Origin of the sequence: Streptomyces sp. 3MP-14, assembly GCF_006334905.2 — a bacterium.
In the GTDB taxonomy this organism is placed as follows: domain Bacteria; phylum Actinomycetota; class Actinomycetes; order Streptomycetales; family Streptomycetaceae; genus Streptomyces; species Streptomyces triticirhizae.
On sequence record NZ_VDLZ02000004.1, the window covers coordinates 192,033 to 210,686 of the forward strand.

An 18,654-nucleotide genomic window follows, 5' to 3' on the forward strand; every position below is an offset into this window, starting at 1 on the left:
CCTGGCACATGCCCGTCGTCCTCGAAGTGAAACCAGCGAGAAACAAAAGCTCACCTCGAAGCACGCCAAATGGACCAACGGGGCCCATGAACGGCGTATTCCCGACTCGGACCGATCTTGAACGGTCTTGACCGGTCTCGGGGGGTCTCGGGTGGTTCTCGGTGAGGCCGTGGTCCAGGGTAGGTCAACCGACGGCCGTGTCGAAGACCGTGCCCAGCAGATAGGTCAGCCCGGCCGCGGCGGCGCCCAGCGCCAGCTGCCGGAGGCCGCTGAACCACCAGGGCCGCGCGGTGACCCGGGCCACCAGCGCGCCGCAGACGAACAGGCCGACCAGCGCCACCAGCACGGCGGGCCAGAGCGAGGCGGCGCCCAGCAGATAGGGCGCCACGGGCAGCAGCGCCCCCAGCGCGAAGGCGCCGAACGAGGAGGCCGCCGCCACCAGCGGCGAGGGCAGGTCGGCCGGGCCGACGCCCAGCTCCTCCCTGGCGTGGATCTCCAACGCCTGCTCGGGATCGACCGACAGCTGCCTGGCCACCTCGCGGGCCAGGCCGGGCTCGACGCCCCTGGCCTCGAACACCCCGGCCAGCTCGGCCAGCTCGTCCTCCGGATGCCGGGTCAACTCGGCGCGTTCCACCGCCAGTTCGGCGAGGACCAGCTCGCGCTGGGCGGCCACGGATGTGTACTCCCCCGCCGCCATCGAGAAGGCGCCGGCCGCCATGCCGGCCATTCCGGCGACGACGATCGTCTGCGAGGACGCGGAGGAGCCGGCGACGCCGCTGATCAGGCCGAGGTTGGAGACGAGGCCGTCCATGGCCCCGAAGACGGCGGGCCGCAGCCAGCCGCCCTGCACGTCCCGATGCTGGTGGTGCGCCTCGGCCCCGGCCATCTCACGTCTCCTTCGCTCGCCCGTCCCGCCACATTCGCAACGCGGCACCCACCATGATCCTTCCGCGGGGCCGCGCGAAGCGCGGCGTGCTGGCGGACCGCGCAGCCGCGCTGCGCGCGGCTTGGCGGGAGGCGCGGGGCGCGCTGCCGCGCGGGGTGCGGGGCGCGCTGCCGCGCGGGGTGCGGGCGGACGGCGCAGCCGCGCTGCGCGCGGCTTAGCGGGAGGCGCCTGCCGCGCGGGCGGCTTCGCGCTGTGCGCGGCTTAGCGGGAGGCGCTGCCGCGCGGGGCGCGCGGGGCACGATGCGCGCTTCGCGCTGCCGCGCGGAGTACGGGCTTCGCGCTGCGCGCGGGCGGCTTCGCGCCGGCGCGAACTTTACGCGGCGCGCAGGTCGGCGCAGGCGGGCGCGTGCGCGCGGTTCGCGCTGCCGCATGGGGCGTGGCGGACGGGGCGTCGGGCGCGACTCGGCGTGTGCACAAACTCGCGCCGGCGCGGGGGCGCGCGATGCGCGCGGCGCTTGGCGCGTGGCGGATGCGGCGCCGTGCGCGGCGCGGCGTCTGCGCGGGCGCGCTCCGCGCGGGGCAGCTCGCCCGGTGGGTGGGCGGCGCGGCGGCGGGCGCATCACGCCGGGTGCGGCACCCGGCTGCGTGGGGCTCTCAGCGCGAGCGGGGCATGGGCTTTGCGGTGTCTCCCACGAGGGCCGGGGATCACGGCTGGTGCGTGACCGCGTAAAGCCGGCGAGGCGTTCATCGAATCCACCCGGTGTGCTGCCGCACCGCGCACTGCGGACAGGGCCGCTCGCGCGGGGACAACAGCTTGCGCATCGCGCAGCCGCGCTGCGCGCGGCCAAGCCGGGGGCGCGAGGCTTCGCGCGAGGCGCCCGCCCGCTTGGGGCAGCACGGCCGAGGCCGCGCCTGGGCGCTGGGCCACCGGCCAGGCCGCGTCGTTTACTTCTCGGCGGACTTCGCCGTCGTGATGCCCTCGTCGGCGTTCTCGGCGGTCTCGGATTCGTCCTTGGTGGCCGGCTCGTCGGCGGTCTCCTCGGAGCGGTCCGCTGACTCCTCCGCGTCCGGCTCCGCCGAAGGCTTCGCCTTCTCCAGGGTCGTGGCCTGGGCCTTCCCGGGCTTCGCGTCCTCGCCGTCGGCGGACGGCTCCGCCGACGACGGCTCCGCGTCCTCGGCGCCGGCCGCGCCCCCGTCCGCCTCGGCTTCGGCGCCCTCGGCGCCGGAGCCGTCCGCGTCGGAGCCGTCCTCGCCGTCGGGGCGGGGTTCGACGTTCTCCTCGCGGCCGGGGTGGCTGCGGGCGGAGAGGACGAGGTAGGCGACGGCGGCCAGGAAGACGACGATCGACGTCCAGTTGTTGAGCCGCAGGCCCAGGAACTCGTGCGCCTCGTCGATCCGCAGGTACTCGATCCAGAACCGGCCGACTGTGTACGCCGCGACATACAGCGCGAACGCCCGCCCGTGGCCCAGCCGGAACCTGCGGTCGGCCCAGATCACCAGCAGGCCGACGCCCAGGCACCACAGCGACTCGTAGAGGAACGTCGGGTGGAACGTCCCGGTGTCCAGGCCGTTGTCGATCTCGACGGCCCACGGCAGGTCGGTCTCGCGGCCGTACAGCTCCTGGTTGAACCAGTTGCCCCAGCGCCCGATGGCCTGGGCGAACGCGATGCCGGGGGCGATCGCGTCGGCCATCGGCGGGAGCGCGATGCCGCGTCGGCGGCAGGCGATCCAGGCGCCGAACGCGCCGCCGGCGATCGCGCCCCAGATGCCGATACCGCCGTCCCAGATCTTGAACGCGTCGACGGGGTCGCGCCCCTCGCCGAAGTACAGCTGGTTGTCGGTCACCACGTGGTAGATCCGCGCGCCGATCAGGCCGAACGGCACCGCCCAGACGGCGATGTCGGCCACCGTGCCCGGCTGGCCTCCGCGTTGTACCCAACGTCGGCCGCCCAGCCAGATGGCCAGGAAGACGCCGATGATGATGCACAGCGCATAGCCGCGCAACGGCAGGGGCCCCAGCTCGATCTCGCTGGTGCCTGGACTGGGGATAGCGGCAAGGATCTCCATGGTGCAGCCGACGCTACCGTGCCCCCGGGTCCCCCATGGAATCCGGAGGGCCGCTTAACCGAACCGTGTCCTGCCCTCCCGGCTCAGCCCACCAGCTCGGCCACGCGTTCCCGCAGGTGCTCGGGGGTCAACGGGTCGCCGCCCTGGCCCAGGCGCTCGCCGTTGAGCAACACCGTGGGGGTGGCGTTGTACTCGCCGTCCAGGAAGTCCGCGTTGGAGCGGCTCACCCAGTCGTCGTGGGTGCCGTCCTGCACGCAGGCGCGGAAGGTCTCGTTGTCGAGCGGTTCGATCTCCCGGGCCAGCTCGATCAGCCGGGACTTGTCGGCGAAGGCGTCGTCGGTCTCCGCCGGCTGGTTCTGGAAGAGCACGTCGTGGTACTGGGGGAAGGCGCCCTGGTCGCGGGCACAGGCGGCGGCGTTGGCGGCGTAACGGGAGCCGCTGCCGCGCATGTTGCCGTCGATGATGGTGACGAGGTGGTAGTCGACGCGGAGCTGGCCGGCCTCGGTCAGCTCGTTGATGGTGGAGCGGAACGCGTTCTCGAACTGGGCGCAGGCCGGGCAGCGGAAGTCCTCGTAGACGGTCAGCACCGCGGGTGCCGAGCGTTCCCCGACGGCGATGGGGGCGGCCGCCGGGCCCGCGTTGTCGTCGTCGTTGCCGCTGCCGGCCGCCAGGAAGCCGGCGCCCGCCGCGATGGCCAGGACCAGCGCGGCGATGCCGCCGATCTTGACCAGCCGCAGCCGGCGTTCCCCGGCGCGCTGCCGCTCGCGTTCCTCCCGCAGTCGCTCCCTGGCGCTGCGCTGTGCCTGCTGCTGTTGTTGTCGGTTCCGTGCGCTCACGCCTGGCCAAACGACACCGGGCCGGCCAGGACACGCCCCGGAACGGGCGCGTCCAGCCGGGCGGGGGTCGGTGACGCGGCCCGGGGGCGGTCGTTCCCCCTGGTGTGAGATCTCCGAGCGTTGAGCCCCCGGGCGTGCGGCAGGTGACCGAGCAGGACGTGAAGGACGAGGTGGGGGCGGGTCCGCCGCCCGCGCCGGCGGCCGGCGAGCCGCCGGACGCGGGGTGGCGCGGGGAACTGGTGGCGGCGGCGGTCGCTGCGGTGCTCTTCGCCGCGTCGGCGGTGATCGGCACGGCGCTCAACGACGGCGACCGGCTGCGGCTCCAGTCGCCGCCGCTGCTGGCGAGCTGGTCGCCGCACCTGGGTCCCGGGACGGTTCCGGCGCTGCTGGCGGCGGGGCTCGGGGTGCTCTACGGGCCGACGGTGGCGCGCCGGCTGCCGTGGCGGGCGCTGCTGGTGGCGAGTTGGGCGGCGTCGACCGGCTGGCTGCTGGTGCTGGCGTGGATCGACGGCTGGCACCGGGGCGTGGTCAACAACCTGGAGACCAAGCACGAGTATCTGCGGTCGGTCGACGAGATCAACGCGATGCCGGGCTGGGGCCACTTCCTGGACGGCTTTGTCGCGCGCATCCCGATCGACGCGGTGGACAACTGGCCGGCGCATGTGGCCGGTCATCCGCCGGGCGCGACGTTGACGTTCGCGCTGCTGGACCGGATCGGGCTGCACGGCGGGATCTGGGCGTCGATGTTCTGCGTGCTGTGGGCGGCGAGCGTGCCGGCCGCCGTGCTGGTGACCGTGCGGCTGCTGGCCGGGGAGCGGCTGGCGCGGCGGGCGGCGCCGTTCCTGGTGTGGGCGCCGGCGGCGGTGTGGCTGGGGGTGTCGGCGGACGCGTACTTCGCGGCGGTGGGCGCCTGGGCGGTGGCGCTGTTGGCGCTGGCGGCGCGCGGCCGGGGGCGTGCGCCGGGGTGGCGTTGGCGGGGCGCGGCGTTCGGTTCGGGCCTGCTGTTCGGGCTGCTGTGCTACCTGTCCTACGGGTTGACGCTGATGGCGCTGGTCGGGGTGGCGGTGCTGCTGTTGACGCGGGAGTGGCGGCCGGTGCCGTATGTGCTGTGGGGCGTGGCGGTCTGGGTGGTGGCGTTCACGGCCGGGGGCTTCTGGTGGTACGAGGGCTATCAGGTGCTGGTCGAGCGGTACTTCGCGGGCGCGGGCGGCCAGCGCCCCTACGGGTACTTCGTGTGGGCGAACGTCGCCGCGCAGGTGTTGACGGTGGGGCTGGCGACGGCGGCGGCGCTGTGGCAGTGGGGGCCTCGACTGGTCGGCTCGCTGCGGGGGTTGGCGCCGGGGCGGCGGGCGCCCGAGGGGTACCGGGCGTTGGTGGTGCTGGTGGCCTCGGCAGTGGGCGCGCTGCTGGTGGCGGACCTGTCGGGGATGAGCAAGGCGGAGACGGAGCGGATCTGGCTGCCGTTCGTGGTGTGGCTGCTGCCGGTGACGGCGCTGCTGCCGCGGCGGCGGGCGCGGTGGTGGCTGGCGGCCCAGGTGGTGATGGCGCTGCTGGTCAACCACCTGTATCGGACGACCTGGTGAGGCTGCCGGCGCCGCCGCTGCCCCGGTTCAGCGAACGGCTGCACGACGCGCGGACGGCGACGGCGGTGGGGCGCTGGCTGGGGCTCGGGGTGCTGGTCTGCTTTCTGACGGGGCTGGTCAGCCACGGGGTGCAGACCCCGCCGGGCTGGCTGGCGCCGCTGCTGCCGACCCGGCCGGTGTGGGGTTACCGGGTGACGCAGGGCCTCCATGTGGCGTGCGGGATCGCGCTGGTGCCGCTGCTGCTGGTGAAGCTGTGGGTGGTGTATCCCCGGCTGTTCGTCTGGCCGCCGGTGCGGTCGGTGGCGAACGCGTTGGACCGGCTGTCGATCGCGGTGCTGGTCTCGGCGGCGCTGCTGGAGGTGCTGCTGGGCCTGACGAACATCACCCAGTGGTATCCGTGGCCGTTTCCGTTCAAGCCGGTGCACTGGGCGCTGGCCTGGGTGTTGGCCGGTTCGCTGCTGCTGCATGTGGGGGTGCGGCTGGGTCTTGTGGTGGCGGGCTGGCGGCGGGTGGCGGGCGATCCGGTCGAGGCGGACCGCAGGTCGCTGCTGCGGGGCATGGGCGCGGGGGTGGCGGCGGTGACGCTGACGACGGTGGGGCAGACGGCGACGCCGCTGCGCCCGTTGAACCTGTTGGCGCCGCGCGATCCGGAGCCGGGCACGGCGGGCACCACGCAGGGCCTGCCGATCAACCGGAGCGCGGCGGCAGCCGGGGTCGACGCGGCGGAACTGACCTCTCCCGACTGGCGGTTGACGGTGGTCGGGGAGCGCGAGGAACGGCTGTCGCTGGGCGCGTTGCGGGCGTTGCCGCAGCACACGGAGCGGCTGCCGATCGCGTGTGTGGAGGGGTGGAGCGCCTCGGCGGAGTGGACCGGGGTGCGGCTTTCGGACCTGCTGCGCCGGGTGGGCGCGGCCGAGGGGGCGTCGGTGCGGGTGGTCTCGGCGCAGCGCAGCGGGGGCTACCGGGTGATGGAGATGCCGGCCGGATATGTCCGGGACCCGTTGACGCTGCTGGCGCTGCGGGTCAACGGGGAGGTGCTGAGCCTGGACCACGGCTTTCCGGCGCGGATCATCGCGCCGAACCGGCCCGGGGTGTGGCAGACGAAGTGGGTGGCGCGGATCGAGGTGCTGCGGTGAGCGGCGAGGATGCGCGGTGGGTGCGCGCCGGTCAACTGGCGCTGTCGGCCGCCGGGTTGGTGCTGCTGGCGGCGGGCGTCCGGCTGCTGTGGACGGGCACGGACGAGGGCGTTCCGGCGCGGGTGGGCGGCTGGCTGCTGGGGGTGCTGCTGGCGCACGACCTGCTGCTGGTGCCGTTGGTGCTGCTGGTGGGGTGGGCGGTTCGGCGGGTGCCGGGGCGCGGGGCGCTGCGCGCGGGGCTGCTGACGGGCGGCTGTCTGGTGCTGGTGGCACTGCCGCCGCTGCTGCGGCGGAACGAGGCGCGCTATCCGACGTCGCTGCCGCTGGACTATCCGCGCGGGCTGGCGGTGGCGTTGGGCGTGGTGGCGCTGCTGACGGCGGCGGGGGTGGCGCGGCAACGGTGGGCGGCGCGGGGCGCGCGGCGGGGGCGCGGGTAGCGCGGCCGGGGTGTGCGTACTCCCCCGGCCCGCCGGAGCGGACCGGGGGTCGTGGGCTCAGCCGTGGCGCAGCGCGAGGAACGGGCGGGCGCCGGCCCGCCAGTGGGCGACCGGCTGCCAGCCGGCGCTCTCCGCGTGGCCGCACAGCGCGCGCGGGCCGACCCTGGCCCAGGGGAACGCGGGGCTGGTGCCGCCCCGGTCGTCGTCCAGCCAGGCGTCGAACCGCTCGTCCAGCTCGGCGCCCGCCGTCTCCACCAGCAACAGGCCGCCGGGGGCGGCCAGTTGACCGAGCCGGCGGAGCAGCGCCGGCGGGTCGCCGCCGATGCCGACGTTGCCGTCCATGAGCAGCAGGCTGTCCCAGCGGCCCTCGTCCGGGAGGGCGTCGAAGACGGAGGCGTGCAGCGCGAGGCCGCCGTGGTCGCGGGTGTGCCGGACGGCGGCCCAGGCGGTGTCGATGCCCAGGGCCGGCCGGGCCTGCCTGGCCAGCGCCGTCACCATCCGCCCCGGGCCGCAGCCCACGTCCAGCACGGTGCCGACGCAGCGGTCCAGCACGGTGCGGTCGGCGGCGTCCGGGTGGCGGCACCAGCGTTCGACCTCCAGGCGGAGGCGGTGGCCGTCGGCGCGGCGCAGGAAGAGCGGGCCACGGCCGGCGCGCAGCGCCAGCGTGTAGGGGTCGGTCGACCATGCGGTCGTGGTGGTGGCCGTCGTGGTCATCGTCCCCGGCCTCCCGCCGCCGGGCCGGCCTCGACGGGCTGGCGGGCCGGTGGGGCCGGTCGGGCCAGCCGGCCCCAGGTAGCGGCGAACCGGCCGCCGGGGTGCAGGCCCGCGACCTCGGCGGCGTCGGCCGCCGTGTCAACGTCGCGCAACGGCGGCAGCTCCCGGACGCTCAACCCCCGGGCCAGCAGCCTCAGGCGCTGGTCGCGGCCGGTGTGCGGGGTCGACATCGGCACGCCGAGCACCAGGTCGGGGCGGGGCTCGGCGAGGCCGAGCGCCCAGAACCCGCCGTCCTCGGCCGGGCCGAGCCAGGCGCGGCCCGGCGGCCAGCTGTCGGGGCCGGTGGCCGGGGCCAGCAGTTCGGGCGTCAGCTGCGGGGTGTCCATGCCCACCAGGAGGGTGGGCCCGGTACACCCGGCGAACGCGGCGGCGATCCGCTGGTCGAGGCCGCCGTCGCACTGCTCGACCACCGCCCAGCCGGGCGGGAGCCAGGGCCCGGGGCGGCCTTCGAGCACCAGCACCCGGCGGGTGGCGGGGACGCGCAGCAGCGCGTGGAGCGTGTCGGCGAGCGCGGCCTCGGCCAGTTCGGCTGCCTCGACGGGGGTGAACGGCGGCGTCAGCCGGGTCTTGACCCGCCCGGGCACGGGCTCCTTGGCGATGACCAGCAGCGTGGGCCCCGGCGCTGGGGCGGCCGGCGAACGGTTCACTTCAGTACCTCCCGCATGTCGTGCACGGCGTGCCAGGTCCCGCGCCAGGTGCCGGTCACCTTGGAGGCGCCGACGCGGGGCCGGTAGGGCACCTCGGTCTCCACCACCCGCCAGCCGGCGTCGGCCGCGTTCACCACCATCTGGAGCGGGTAGCCGCTGCGCCGGTCGGTCAGGTCGAGGGCGAGCAGGGCGGTTCTGCGGGCCACCCGCATCGGGCCCAGGTCGCGCAGGCGCAGCCCGGTGCGGCGGCGCAGCAGCCGGGAGAGCGCCTGGTTGCCGACCCGGGCGTGCAGCGGCCACGCGCCCCGGTCGGACGGTCGGCGGCGGGCGAGCACCAGGTCGGCGTCGCCGGCCGCCACGGGGGCGGCGACCCGGGGCAGTTCGCCGGGGTCGAGGGTGGCGTCGCAGTCGCAGAACGCCACCAGTTCGGCGGTGGCCGCCAGCAGTCCGGCGTGGCAGGCGGCGCCGAAGCCTCGGCGTGGCTCGAACACCACCCGCGCGCCCCGTCGTTCGGCGATCTCGGCGGAGCCGTCGGTCGAGCCGTTGTCCACCACGATGGCCCGCCAGCCCTCGGGGACCCGGTCGAGGACCCAGGGGAGGGCCTCGGCCTCGTTCAGGCAGGGCAACACCAGGTCGCCCCGCGGGGATGAATGGTTGGTCACCCGGCATACCCTACGAAGACATACGCCGTATATCTGGACAAAAGCGCTGATAAAACCCGGCGTTCGATTCTCGGGATTGGCGGGGCGTTCGCCGGGTGTTCCCCGCCGGGATGCCGGGCGGGCGCGTGCCGGGGAGTGTGACAGCGCGGGCGGGGGCGGGTGCGGGAGGCGGGGGTCAACGCGCCGGGAACGCCACTCGATGCGGTGGTTTTCCTCCCCCGGACCGGCGCCGCGCGGCGGCGGGTTGACCGGTGCCGCACCGGGCCCGCCTCGGATCGAACCAGCCCGAGAATCCCGTCCGCGCCCGGCCGTTCGGGGCCGGGCGCGGAACGGACGCAGACGGGAGGCACGGAGTCAGGGGGTCAGACGGCGCGGAGCGGGGCGGCGGCGAAGCGGGCGACGCCCTCGGCGAACTCCACCCGGGGGGACCAGTTCAGCTCCTTGTGCAGCCGGGCCGACGAGGCGGTGATGTGCCGCACGTCGCCCAGCCGGAACTCGCCGGTGGTCTCCGGCGCCGGCCCGCCGCGCGCCGCCGCCAGCGCGGCGGCCAGCTCGCCGACGGTGTGCGGCTGTCCGCTGCCGGTGTTGTAGGCCCGCACGCTGCCGGCCGGCCGGTCGGCCAACGCCGCCAGGGCGGCGACGTTGGCCCTGGCCACATCCGTCACATGGACGAAGTCCCGCCGCTGGGCGCCGTCTTCGAAGACCCGGGGCGGCCGGCCCGCCTCAAGGGCCGAGCGGAAGAACGCGGCGACGCCGGCGTAGGGCGTGTCGCGCGGCATCCGGTCGCCGTAGACGTTGTGGTAGCGCAGCACGATCGCCCGCCCGCCGACGTCCCGCGCCCAGGCGGAGGCCAGGTTCTCCTGGGCCAGCTTGGTGGCCGCGTAGACGCTGCGCGGGTCCACCGGGTCGTCCTCGTCGACCAGCCCGGGAACCAGCGGGGCGCCGCACTCGGGGCAGGGCGGCTCGAAGCGCCCCACCTCCAGGTCGCCCACCCGGCGCGGCCCCGGCCTGACCTGACCGTGCCGCAGGCAGTCGTAACGCCCCTCGCCGTACACCACCATCGAGCCGGCCAGCAGCAGGTCGCGCACCCCCGCCTCGGTCATCGCCGCCAGCAGCCCGGCGGTGCCCAGGTCGTTGACCCCGACGTACTCGGGCGCGTCCGAGAAGTCCTTGCCCAGGCCGACCATCGCGGCCTGGTGGCAGACCGCGTCCATCCCCGGCAGCGCCCGGGCCAGGGCCTGCGGGTCGCGGATGTCGGCGCGCACCCAGGGGACTTGCTCGAACGGCTCGCCCGGCACGGGCGGCCTGATGTCCAGCACCGTCGGCTCATGTCCCGCCGCCAGCAGCTCTTCCACGATGTGTGAGCCGATGAAACCGGCTCCTCCGGTGACCAGTACACGCATAACGGTCACCGTAGACCCTTTCCGGGCGTTCCCGTCGGACCAGCGCGCGCGGCCGCCGCCGGGCGTTCACCCGGCGTCAACGTGCGTCAACCGGCGCCAACCGCCCGTCGAACGCCTGTCGAACCCGTCGAACGCCCGTCAACGGTCCGTCAGGTCCACCGCCGGCTGCTCCCAGGGGACGCTCAGCCACGGGCTCTCCGGGTCGGTGGTCAGCACGCGGAACACCTCGACCATCTCCGTGTACCAGTCGCCGAACTCCTCGCTGTCGAAGTGGAGACAGCGCCCCAGCACATAGCCGGCCGCGAACTCCCCCCAGGAGTCGTAGATCTGGCGGGCGCCCTCGCCGGAGCGCAGCACCGCGCGCTCCGTCTCCTCCAGCGTGGCGAACCCCGCGCCCAGGCCCCAACGCGCCATGCAGGAGGCGCGCCCCAGGTCCCAGGCGAGCACGGAACGCACGCAGCCGTCGTCGGTCAGCAGCCCGTCGGCACGGAACCGCGCCTCGTACCGCAGCACCCGGCCGATCAGCTCATGGGCGAGGCCGATGTCCGCGTCCAGGTCGTACTCCGGCGGCCGGCCGGTGCGGTCGACCTCCTCGGCGGTCCTGGCCAGCAGCATCCGCTCGGCGCCCTCCCGCCACGCCACCGGGTCCGGCGGCGAGCCGGACCGCTGGACCATCAGCTGCCGCACCCACAGCACGAACTCCCAGGCGGGCGAGATGACCTGGCCGGTCAGCAGGCGCTGGAGGATGCCGAGCCACTGCGCCCGGTTGGTCACGCCCCACCAGGCGCGCAGCAGCTCCTTCTCCTCCGTGTACCCGCCGCTCTGCCAGCCGAGCTGGTTCCAGAGCGTGCCGTTGTTGACCAGCAGCAGGGAGCCGCAGGCCATGCCGTGCGCGAGGGGACCGCCGCGGTGCCCCGTCCACAGCGTCTTGAGCTGGCGCTCCTCGGCGCCGTGCCTGGCCTGCCGCTTCCACTTGCGCGGGTCGGCCGGCAGCAGGGTCTCCACCGGCGTGCCCGGGTTGACCGCGAGCCAACGGGCCGGGCGGGGCCACTGCTTGGCCAGCGCGGCGAACGAACACCGCTCGAAGACCCGGTCCTCGACCGGCGGCGACAGCATCCCCCGCGTGAAGACCGGCAGGCAGAGCCCCTCGACGTCCGGGTGGTGGAACGGGCTGAACCGCAGGCGCCCCGGCACCGCGTCGGCCAGCTCCCTGGAGGTGGGCAGAAAGAGGTCGGTGCCGGCGAGCACCTCGAAGAACGTGGGCCAGTCGGCGGCCAGCCCGGCCGCGTAGAGCCGCTCCTCCACCGTGGTCGGCGGCTGCCACGCTATCTCCTCGGGCCCCCGGTCCCCCGCCTGCTCCCCCGCGTTCCCCGCCGTGCCCTCCGGCGGCTTCCCCTCGATCCCCATGCGCCGACTGTACCGGTCACCACCGACAGCCGGGGCGCGCGCGAACGGCGCGCGCCCCGGTCGTTCGGGATCAGCGCCCGGAGCGCGCCCCCCGCGCCAACTCGCCGGCCAGCGCCCGCAGTCGCTCCAACCCGCCGGCCTCGTCCTCCAGGTGGTCCAGCACCACCCTGACGAACGCGGAGCCGACGATCACCCCGTCGGCGAAGCCCGCGACCTCGGCGGCCTGCGCCTCGTTGGAGACGCCGAGCCCCACGCAGACCGGGAGTTCGGTGGTCGCCCTGGTGCGTTCCACCAGCGTCGCGGCCTGGGCGCTGACGGTGGCCCGGCCACCGGTGACGCCCATCAGCGAGGCCGCGTACACGAAGCCGCTGCCGGCCGCCGTGATGGTGGCCAGCCGCTCGTCCCTGCTGCTGGGCGCGACGACGAACACCGTGGCCAGGGAGTGCTGTTCGGCCGCCTTCCGCCAGGCGTCGGACTCCTCGACCGGCAGGTCGGGCAGGATGCAGCCGGCGCCGCCTGCCTCGGCCAGCTCGGCCGCGAACCGCTCGGGGCCATAGCGGTCCACCGGGTTCCAGTAGGTCATCACCAGCACCGGCACGCCGGTCGCCGCGTGCACCTCGCGCACCGTGCGCAGCACGTCGGCGATCCGCACCCCGCCGCGCAGCGCGATGTCGTCGGCGGTCTGGATGACCGGGCCGTCCAACACCGGGTCGCTGTGCGGCAGTCCGATCTCGATGATGTCGCAGCCGCCCTCCACCATCGCGGTCACGGCCCGCACCCCGCCGTCCACCGTGGGGAAGCCGGCCGGGAAGTAGCCGACCAGCGCGGCGCGGCCGGCCGCCCGTGCCTCGGCCAGCGTGCTGCTCAGCAGATCGAGTTGTCCGCTCACCGGTCGTTCTCCTCGCCGTCGTAGAGCCCGAAGTACCGGGCGGCGGTGTCCATGTCCTTGTCGCCGCGCCCCGAGAGGTTGACCACCAGCACGGCCTCGGGGCCCAGCTCGCGGCCCAACTCCAGCGCGCCGGCCAGCGCGTGGGCGGACTCGATGGCCGGGATGATGCCCTCGGTGCGGGAGAGCAGCCGCAGCGCCTCCATCGCCTCGACGTCGGTGACCGGCCGGTACTCGCCGCGCCCGCTCGCCTTGAGGTGGGCGTGCTCGGGACCGATGCCGGGGTAGTCGAGCCCGGCGGAGATCGAGTAGGGCTCGGTGATCTGGCCCTCGTCGTCCTGGAGGACGAACGAGCGCGAGCCGTGCAGGATGCCGGGCTCGCCGGCGGTCAGCGTCGCCGCGTGCTCCCCGGACTCCACGCCGTGGCCCGCCGCCTCGCAGCCGACCAGCCGCACCTCGGCGTCCGGCACGAAGGGGTGGAAGAGGCCGATGGCGTTGGAGCCGCCGCCGACGCAGGCCACCACGGCGTCCGGCAGCCGGCCGACCCGCTGAAGGATCTGCCGCCTGGCCTCGACGCCGATGACCCGGTGGAAGTCGCGCACCAGCGCGGGGAACGGGTGCGGCCCGGCGGCCGTTCCGAAGAGGTAGTGCGTCTCGTCGACGGTGGCCACCCACTCGCGGAACGCCTCGTTGATGGCGTCCTTCAGGGTGCGGCTGCCGGAGGAGACCGCGATCACCTCGGCGCCCAGCATCCGCATCCTGGCGACGTTGAGCGCCTGCCGCTCGGTGTCGATCTCGCCCATGTAGATGGTGCACTTCAGGCCGAAGAGCGCGCAGGCGGTGGCGGTGGCGACGCCGTGCTGGCCGGCGCCGGTCTCGGCGATGACGCGGGTCTTGCCCATCCGCCGGGTGAGCAGGGCCTGGCCCAGCACGTTGTTGATCTTGTGGGAGCCGGTGTGGTTGAGGTCCTCCCGCTTGAGGAAGACCCGGGCGCCGCCGGCGTGTTCGGCGAACCGGGGCACCTCGGTCAGCGGGCTGGGCCGGCCGGCGTAGTTGACCATCAGGTCGTCCAGCTCGGCGACGAAGGCCGGGTCGTTCCTGGCCTTCTCGTAGGCGGCGGCGACCTCGTCCATGGCGGCCCGCAGGGCCTCGGGGACGAAGGTGCCGCCGAAGGCACCGAAGTACCCCCGGGCGTCGGGCACCTCGCCGTCGTGGTCGGGATAGAAGTACTCAGCGGACATCGATGTCTCTTGCCTTCCGAACGGGCATACGGGCATACGGGCATACGGGCAATGGGGCGAACGGGCACCCGGATTCACGGCTGCGGACCTGCGGCGGAGCACGGCCGGCGGCCACGCGTCGGGGCCCCGAGGGTACGGCGGGGCGCCCGCCCGGCGGATGAGGAGCGCGGGGGAACGCGAGGAAACACCGAGAACGCTCAGGGGACCGCCGAGCACGCGCTCGGCACACCGAGGCACGCTCGGCACGCCGAGGCACGTCGAGAACTCAGCGGCGGCGGTCGGTCGCGGAGCGCGCGAGATGGCGCGCGCCCCGGTCAGCCTCCGGTGCGCCGGGGCCTGACGGCCCGGACCCGCCATCGGCGGCCGTTGATCTGCCCGGGCTCGCAACCGATGTGGTACCGCACCCTGCGGCCCAACACCCGGCGCGCGGGGGCGCGGGGGCCGCGCGGGCGGGCGCCCCTGGCGCCGCGCAGCGCGATCCGGCCGACCGCCCGGGCGCGGCGGTCGCGCGATCCCTCACCCCGCTCGGGAGCCATGGCGCGTCAGCGCCCCTGCCGCAGCGCCGGGTGGGCGCCGGCGGCGACCAGGTCGGCGACGGCGGAGCGCGGGTCGCGCCCGGTGACCAGGGACTCGCCGACGAGCACGGCGTCGGCGCCCTCGTTGGCATAGGCGATCAGGTCGTGCGGGCCGCGCACGCCGGACTCGGCGACCCGGACGATCCCGTCGGGGATCTCCGGCGCCACCCGCTCGAAGGTGGAGCGGTCGACCTCCAGGGTGCGCAGGTCGCGGGCGTTCACGCCGATGATCCTGGCGCCGGCGTCCACGGCGCGCTCCGCCTCGTCCTCGTCATGGACCTCGACCAGCGGCGTCAGGCCGATGGACTCGGCGCGCTCCACCAGGGAGACCAGCGCCGGCTGGTCCAGCGCGGCCACGATCAGCAGCACCAGGTCGGCGCCGTAGGCGCGGGCCTCCCACAGCTGGTAGGAGGTGACGATGAAGTCCTTGCGCAGCACCGGGATGTCGACCCGGGAGCGCACCTCGGTGAGGTCGTCGAGCGAGCCGCCGAACCGGCGCTTCTCGGTCAGCACGGAGATCGCGGCGGCGCCGCCCGCCTCGTAGTCGGCGGCCAGCCCGGCCGGGTCGGCGATGGCGGCCAGCGCGCCCTTGGAGGGGCTGGAGCGCTTGACCTCGCAGATGACGGTGACGCTGTCGCCCTTGAGGGCGGCCACCCCGTCCTTCGCCGGCGGGGCCGCCGCTGCGCGCTCCTTGAGCTGGTCCAGGGAGACCCGTGCCTGCCGCTCGGCGAGGTCGACGCGGACTCCCTCGATGATCTCGTCGAGCACACTCACGCGACCGGCCCCTTCCTGTCGGTGTGGGGAGGGCAATCCCCACCGATAGTATCCGCCTCCCGTCATGCCCTCACCACCCGCCCACCGACACCGCACGGACCTGCGCGGACCCGAGAAACCCGCAGGTCAGAACGGTGGCGGGAGCGCGGCGACGACGGGGCGTGCACGGCGCCCGCCTGGCCGGAAAGCGACGGTGGCGCGCGGCGGCCGGCCGCCCGGGCGCGGGCTCGGCGGGGCTCAGGGGGTGAGGAACGCGCCGGGCGGCAGGTTGCGCAGCACGGTGAACGCCGCCACCAGCGCGGCCAGGGACCAGCCCAGCCGGGCGGGGAACGGGAGTCGGGCGGGCAGCCGGTGCCGCGCGCCGGCCAGCGCCGCCGCCAGCCAGACCAGCAGCCCGAGGCCCAGCAGCGCGGCGCCGGCGACCACCAGCGCGTTGGCGTGCCAGGCCGTCGTGAACGCGCCGTGCGCCAGCGCGTGGGTGGCGCGCAGGCCGCCGCAGCCCGGGCAGTGCAGGCCCAGCTCGGTCAGCACCGGGCAGGGCGGGTAACTCCCGGGCACCGTCGGGTCGTTGACCGCGACACAGCCGACCGCCGCGCCCAGCAGGGCGGCGGCGGCCAGGGGGGTTCCCGCGTCGAGGAGGCGTTGCCGCATGTGACCAGTCTCACCGTCGGGCGGCGGGGGCGCGCCCGGGAATGGGCCGGTCGGCTGCCTCGGTCAGCTGGTGGCGGTGGCCTGCTGCGGCTCGGCGGCGGCCGGGGTGGCGGGCTCGTCGACCGGGCCCGGCTGGGCGGCGATGGCCGGCTTGGCGACGCGCGTCGGCGCGGGCTCCTGGCCCAGGCCCATGGCGCGCATCACGCCACCCACCACGGCCGCCAGCAGCAGCACCACGAAGCTGGCCGCGACGCCCCACGGCTGCGCGACCAGGGTGAAGTAGCTGCCGAGGCCGAACCCGACGAAGGCGATGATCACCGCCGTCCAGGCGGCAGGGGTCTTGCCGTGGTGGTACTGGCCCGCCATGTGCGCTCCTTGAGGAAGAAAGGTCCCGGGGCGCTCACCTTCCGCGCCCGGTGTCCATTGTGACAAACCGTTCCCACGGGTGAGGGTGGGGTGCGTCACCCGGGCCCGGCCCGGGTGAACGGCAGGTCAGGTGGGGTCCTCGCCCCGGTCCAGGGCGCGCCAGATGTCCTCGGGCCGGTCGGGCCCGGGGTCGTCGTCCTCGTCCGCGCGGCGCGTGCCGCGCCGGCCGCGCACCTCGCGGCCGCCGCGCTCGTAGCGGCTGGACATCGCCGGCCACTGCCGGCCGTAGCTGAGCGCCAACAGGCCGGCGCAGAGCAGCAGCAGGCCGCCCAGCGCGGAGAACCAGGGCCAGCCGGTGTGGCTGACCGAGGTCACCGCCACGTCCGAGATGCCCATCACCTCGGCGGCCGCCCGGTCCAGGGCCTCGGTGTCGCCCGAGCCCAGCAGCGCGGCCCCGATCGCGCCGGCGCCGCTGAGCGCCAGCACGGAGGCCACCACCACCCGGCCGGTGCCACGCACCGCGAACACCGCGACCAGCGCGGCCAGTCCGACCAGCGCCAACGCGCTCGGCAGCCCGGAGACGGCGCTGCCGCTGGCCGTCACGGGCAGCTCGGCGCCGCCGCCCTGGGCGTCCCCCTCGCCCCAGGTCTGGCCGGCCGAGATCAGGACGACGGCGGCCCCGGCGGCGCCGGACAGCAGCGCCACGCCGAGTGCGCGGCGCGACGCCCTGGCGCTGTCGGAGGGGTTTCGGGTCACCCTCCCACGCTACCGCGCAGCCTCCCGGCCGTGGCCACCGCCCTGAGAACGGCCGCCGCCTTGTTGGCGCACTCGGTGTCCTCGGCGACCGGATCGGAGTCGGCGACCACCCCGGCGCCCGCCTGGACATGGGCCACGCCGTCGCGGATCACGGCGGTGCGGATGGCGATCGCGGTGTCCGCGTCGCCCGCGAAGTCGAGGTAGCCGACGCAGCCGCCGTAGACGCCGCGCCGGGTGGGCTCCAGCTCCTCGATGATCTCCATGGCGCGCGGCTTGGGCGCGCCCGACAGCGTGCCGGCCGGGAAGCAGGCGGTGAGCGCGTCGAACGCGGTGCGGCCATCGGCGAGTTGGCCGGTGACGGTGGAGACGATGTGCATCACGTGGCTGTACCGCTCCACCGACATGAAGTCGACGACCTCGACGGTGCCGGGCGCGCAGACCCGGCCGAGGTCGTTGCGGCCGAGGTCGACGAGCATCAGGTGCTCGGCCCGTTCCTTCGGGTCGGCCAGCAGCTCGGCGCCGAGCGCCGCGTCCTCGCCCGGGGTCGCGCCGCGCGGCCTGGTGCCGGCGATGGGGTGCAGCAGGGCGCGCCCCTCGGTGACCTTCACCAGCGCCTCGGGGCTGGAGCCGACGACGTCGAAGCCCCGTTCGCCGCCCCGGCCGTCCTGGCCGTCCGTCCCGTCCTGGCCGGCGAAGCGGAGCAGATACATGTAGGGGCTGGGGTTGGTGGTGCGCAGCACCCGGTAGACGTCGAGGGCGCTCGCCGCGCACGGGGTCTCGAACCGCTGGGACGGCACCACCTGGAACGCGTCGCCGGCCCGGATGTACTCCTTCACCGCGTCGACCGCGCCCTGGTACCGCTCGCCGCCGAACCGGGCGGTGAACGGCGGGAGTTCGCTGGGCGGCAGCTCCACCGCGCTCATCGCGACGGGGCGGGCCAGGTCGGCGGCCATCCGGTCGAGCCGGGCGACGGCGTCGGCGTGCACCTCGGCCAGCCGCCGGTCGTCGCCGCCGAGCGGCAGGTCGCTGAAGGCGTTGGCGATCAGCAGCACCGTGCCGTCGCGGTGGTCGAGGACGGCCAGGTCGGAGGCGAGCAGCATGGTCAGCTCGGGCAGCCGCAGGTCGTCGACGGTGTCGTCGCCGATGGACTCCAGGCGGCGCACCACGTCGTAGCCGAGGTAGCCGACCAGCCCGCCGGTGAACGGCGGCAGCTCCGGGTCGCGCGGGGTGTGCAGCACCCGCAGCGTCTCGCGCAGCACGGCGAGCGGGTCGCCCTCGGTCGGCACGCCGGCGGGCGGTTGGCCGAGCCAGTGCGCCCGCCCGTCGCGGACGGTGAGGGTGGCGGCGCTGCGCACGCCGACGAAGGAGTAACGCGACCAGGTGCGGCCGTTCTCCGCCGACTCCAGCAGGAAGGTGCCGGGACGGCCGGCGGCCAGCTTGCGGTAGAGCCCGACCGGGGTGTCGCCGTCGGCGAGCAGGCGACGGGTCACGGGGATCACCCGGCGTTCCTTGGCGAGCACCCGGAAGCGGTCGATGTCCTCAGTCGTCATGCCCGGTGAGCCTAGGC

General features: G+C 75.2%; 20 protein-coding genes. 4 read left to right on the forward strand and 16 right to left on the reverse strand.

The window, feature by feature from the left end:
• Nucleotides 1–184: 184 nt before the first annotated feature.
• Complete coding sequence (locus FH609_RS07610) at nucleotides 185–886, reverse strand: VIT1/CCC1 transporter family protein (RefSeq protein ID WP_139666508.1); 702 nt, start codon at nucleotides 884–886, stop codon at nucleotides 185–187.
• A 53-nt stretch (nucleotides 887–939) separates the two neighbouring features.
• Here FH609_RS07610 and FH609_RS30945 point away from each other — a divergent pair, with 53 nt between their 5' ends.
• Nucleotides 940–1,104 carry a hypothetical protein gene (locus tag FH609_RS30945; RefSeq protein WP_193317809.1) on the forward strand — a complete coding sequence of 55 codons (165 nt, stop codon included), beginning with the start codon at nucleotides 940–942 and terminating at the stop codon, nucleotides 1,102–1,104.
• 727 nt (nucleotides 1,105–1,831) lie between these two features.
• Here FH609_RS30945 and lgt read toward each other — a convergent pair.
• The gene (gene lgt / locus FH609_RS07615) at nucleotides 1,832–2,953 is read right to left on the reverse strand and encodes a prolipoprotein diacylglyceryl transferase (protein WP_139666507.1); all 1,122 of its coding nucleotides are present in this window, start codon (nucleotides 2,951–2,953) and stop codon (nucleotides 1,832–1,834) included.
• Nucleotides 2,954–3,036: 83 nt separating this feature from the next.
• Entirely contained in the window at nucleotides 3,037–3,789 is a 753-nt protein-coding gene (locus FH609_RS07620; protein WP_193317808.1) for a DsbA family protein, read from the reverse strand.
• A 134-nt stretch (nucleotides 3,790–3,923) separates the two neighbouring features.
• On the opposite strand from FH609_RS07620, the gene FH609_RS30950 reads away from it, so the two are divergent.
• Genes FH609_RS30950 through FH609_RS07635 form a run of 3 tightly spaced genes read left to right on the forward strand, consistent with a single transcriptional unit; the run spans nucleotide 3,924 to nucleotide 6,945 of the window.
• Nucleotides 3,924–5,372 (forward strand): hypothetical protein, encoded by a 1,449-nt coding sequence (locus tag FH609_RS30950; protein ID WP_319789582.1) that lies wholly within the window; start codon nucleotides 3,924–3,926, stop codon nucleotides 5,370–5,372.
• Nucleotides 5,369–6,508: a molybdopterin-dependent oxidoreductase gene (locus FH609_RS07630; protein WP_405378844.1), complete on the forward strand. Its 1,140-nt coding sequence runs from the start codon at nucleotides 5,369–5,371 to the stop codon at nucleotides 6,506–6,508. Before FH609_RS30950 ends, FH609_RS07630 begins: the two co-directional genes overlap by 4 nt.
• Nucleotides 6,505–6,945 (forward strand): hypothetical protein, encoded by a 441-nt coding sequence (locus FH609_RS07635; RefSeq protein ID WP_139666506.1) that lies wholly within the window; start codon nucleotides 6,505–6,507, stop codon nucleotides 6,943–6,945. Before FH609_RS07630 ends, FH609_RS07635 begins: the two co-directional genes overlap by 4 nt.
• A gap of 57 nt (nucleotides 6,946–7,002) precedes the next feature.
• Here FH609_RS07635 and FH609_RS07640 read toward each other — a convergent pair whose 3' ends face one another.
• The 13 genes from FH609_RS07640 to FH609_RS07695 form a co-directional block, all read right to left on the reverse strand.
• Nucleotides 7,003–7,659 carry a class I SAM-dependent methyltransferase gene (locus tag FH609_RS07640; RefSeq protein WP_139666505.1) on the reverse strand — a complete coding sequence of 219 codons (657 nt, stop codon included), beginning with the start codon at nucleotides 7,657–7,659 and terminating at the stop codon, nucleotides 7,003–7,005.
• Complete coding sequence (locus FH609_RS30955; protein WP_226961479.1) at nucleotides 7,656–8,366, reverse strand: DUF2064 domain-containing protein; 711 nt, start codon at nucleotides 8,364–8,366, stop codon at nucleotides 7,656–7,658. Before FH609_RS30955 ends, FH609_RS07640 begins: the two co-directional genes overlap by 4 nt.
• Entirely contained in the window at nucleotides 8,363–9,028 is a 666-nt protein-coding gene (locus FH609_RS30960) for a glycosyltransferase family 2 protein (RefSeq protein ID WP_193317807.1), read from the reverse strand. Before FH609_RS30960 ends, FH609_RS30955 begins: the two co-directional genes overlap by 4 nt.
• A gap of 362 nt (nucleotides 9,029–9,390) precedes the next feature.
• Nucleotides 9,391–10,431, reverse strand: coding sequence for an NAD-dependent epimerase/dehydratase family protein (locus FH609_RS07650; protein WP_139666504.1), 1,041 nt, complete (start codon nucleotides 10,429–10,431; stop codon nucleotides 9,391–9,393).
• A 138-nt stretch (nucleotides 10,432–10,569) separates the two neighbouring features.
• Entirely contained in the window at nucleotides 10,570–11,838 is a 1,269-nt protein-coding gene (locus FH609_RS07655; protein ID WP_139666503.1) for a DUF1266 domain-containing protein, read from the reverse strand.
• A gap of 70 nt (nucleotides 11,839–11,908) precedes the next feature.
• Complete coding sequence (trpA, locus tag FH609_RS07660; protein ID WP_139666502.1) at nucleotides 11,909–12,727, reverse strand: tryptophan synthase subunit alpha; 819 nt, start codon at nucleotides 12,725–12,727, stop codon at nucleotides 11,909–11,911.
• Entirely contained in the window at nucleotides 12,724–13,965 is a 1,242-nt protein-coding gene (gene trpB / locus FH609_RS07665) for a tryptophan synthase subunit beta (protein WP_139666501.1), read from the reverse strand. Before trpB ends, trpA begins: the two co-directional genes overlap by 4 nt.
• A gap of 314 nt (nucleotides 13,966–14,279) precedes the next feature.
• Nucleotides 14,280–14,501 carry a tryptophan biosynthesis modulator TrpM gene (gene trpM / locus FH609_RS07670; protein ID WP_139666500.1) on the reverse strand — a complete coding sequence of 74 codons (222 nt, stop codon included), beginning with the start codon at nucleotides 14,499–14,501 and terminating at the stop codon, nucleotides 14,280–14,282.
• Nucleotides 14,502–14,507: 6 nt separating this feature from the next.
• Nucleotides 14,508–15,314 (reverse strand): indole-3-glycerol phosphate synthase TrpC, encoded by an 807-nt coding sequence (trpC, locus tag FH609_RS07675; protein ID WP_139666499.1) that lies wholly within the window; start codon nucleotides 15,312–15,314, stop codon nucleotides 14,508–14,510.
• 237 nt (nucleotides 15,315–15,551) lie between these two features.
• Nucleotides 15,552–15,965, reverse strand: coding sequence for a DUF2752 domain-containing protein (locus tag FH609_RS07680; RefSeq protein ID WP_139666498.1), 414 nt, complete (start codon nucleotides 15,963–15,965; stop codon nucleotides 15,552–15,554).
• Between the two features lie 63 nt (nucleotides 15,966–16,028).
• Entirely contained in the window at nucleotides 16,029–16,331 is a 303-nt protein-coding gene (locus FH609_RS31530; protein WP_226961480.1) for an HGxxPAAW family protein, read from the reverse strand.
• 126 nt (nucleotides 16,332–16,457) lie between these two features.
• Nucleotides 16,458–17,087 carry a TIGR02234 family membrane protein gene (locus tag FH609_RS07690; RefSeq protein ID WP_139666497.1) on the reverse strand — a complete coding sequence of 210 codons (630 nt, stop codon included), beginning with the start codon at nucleotides 17,085–17,087 and terminating at the stop codon, nucleotides 16,458–16,460.
• Nucleotides 17,084–18,637, reverse strand: a complete 1,554-nt coding sequence (locus FH609_RS07695; protein WP_139666496.1) for an anthranilate synthase component I — start codon at nucleotides 18,635–18,637, stop codon at nucleotides 17,084–17,086. The genes FH609_RS07690 and FH609_RS07695 overlap by 4 nt, the downstream gene beginning before the upstream one ends.
• Between the last annotated feature and the right edge of the window lie 17 nt (nucleotides 18,638–18,654).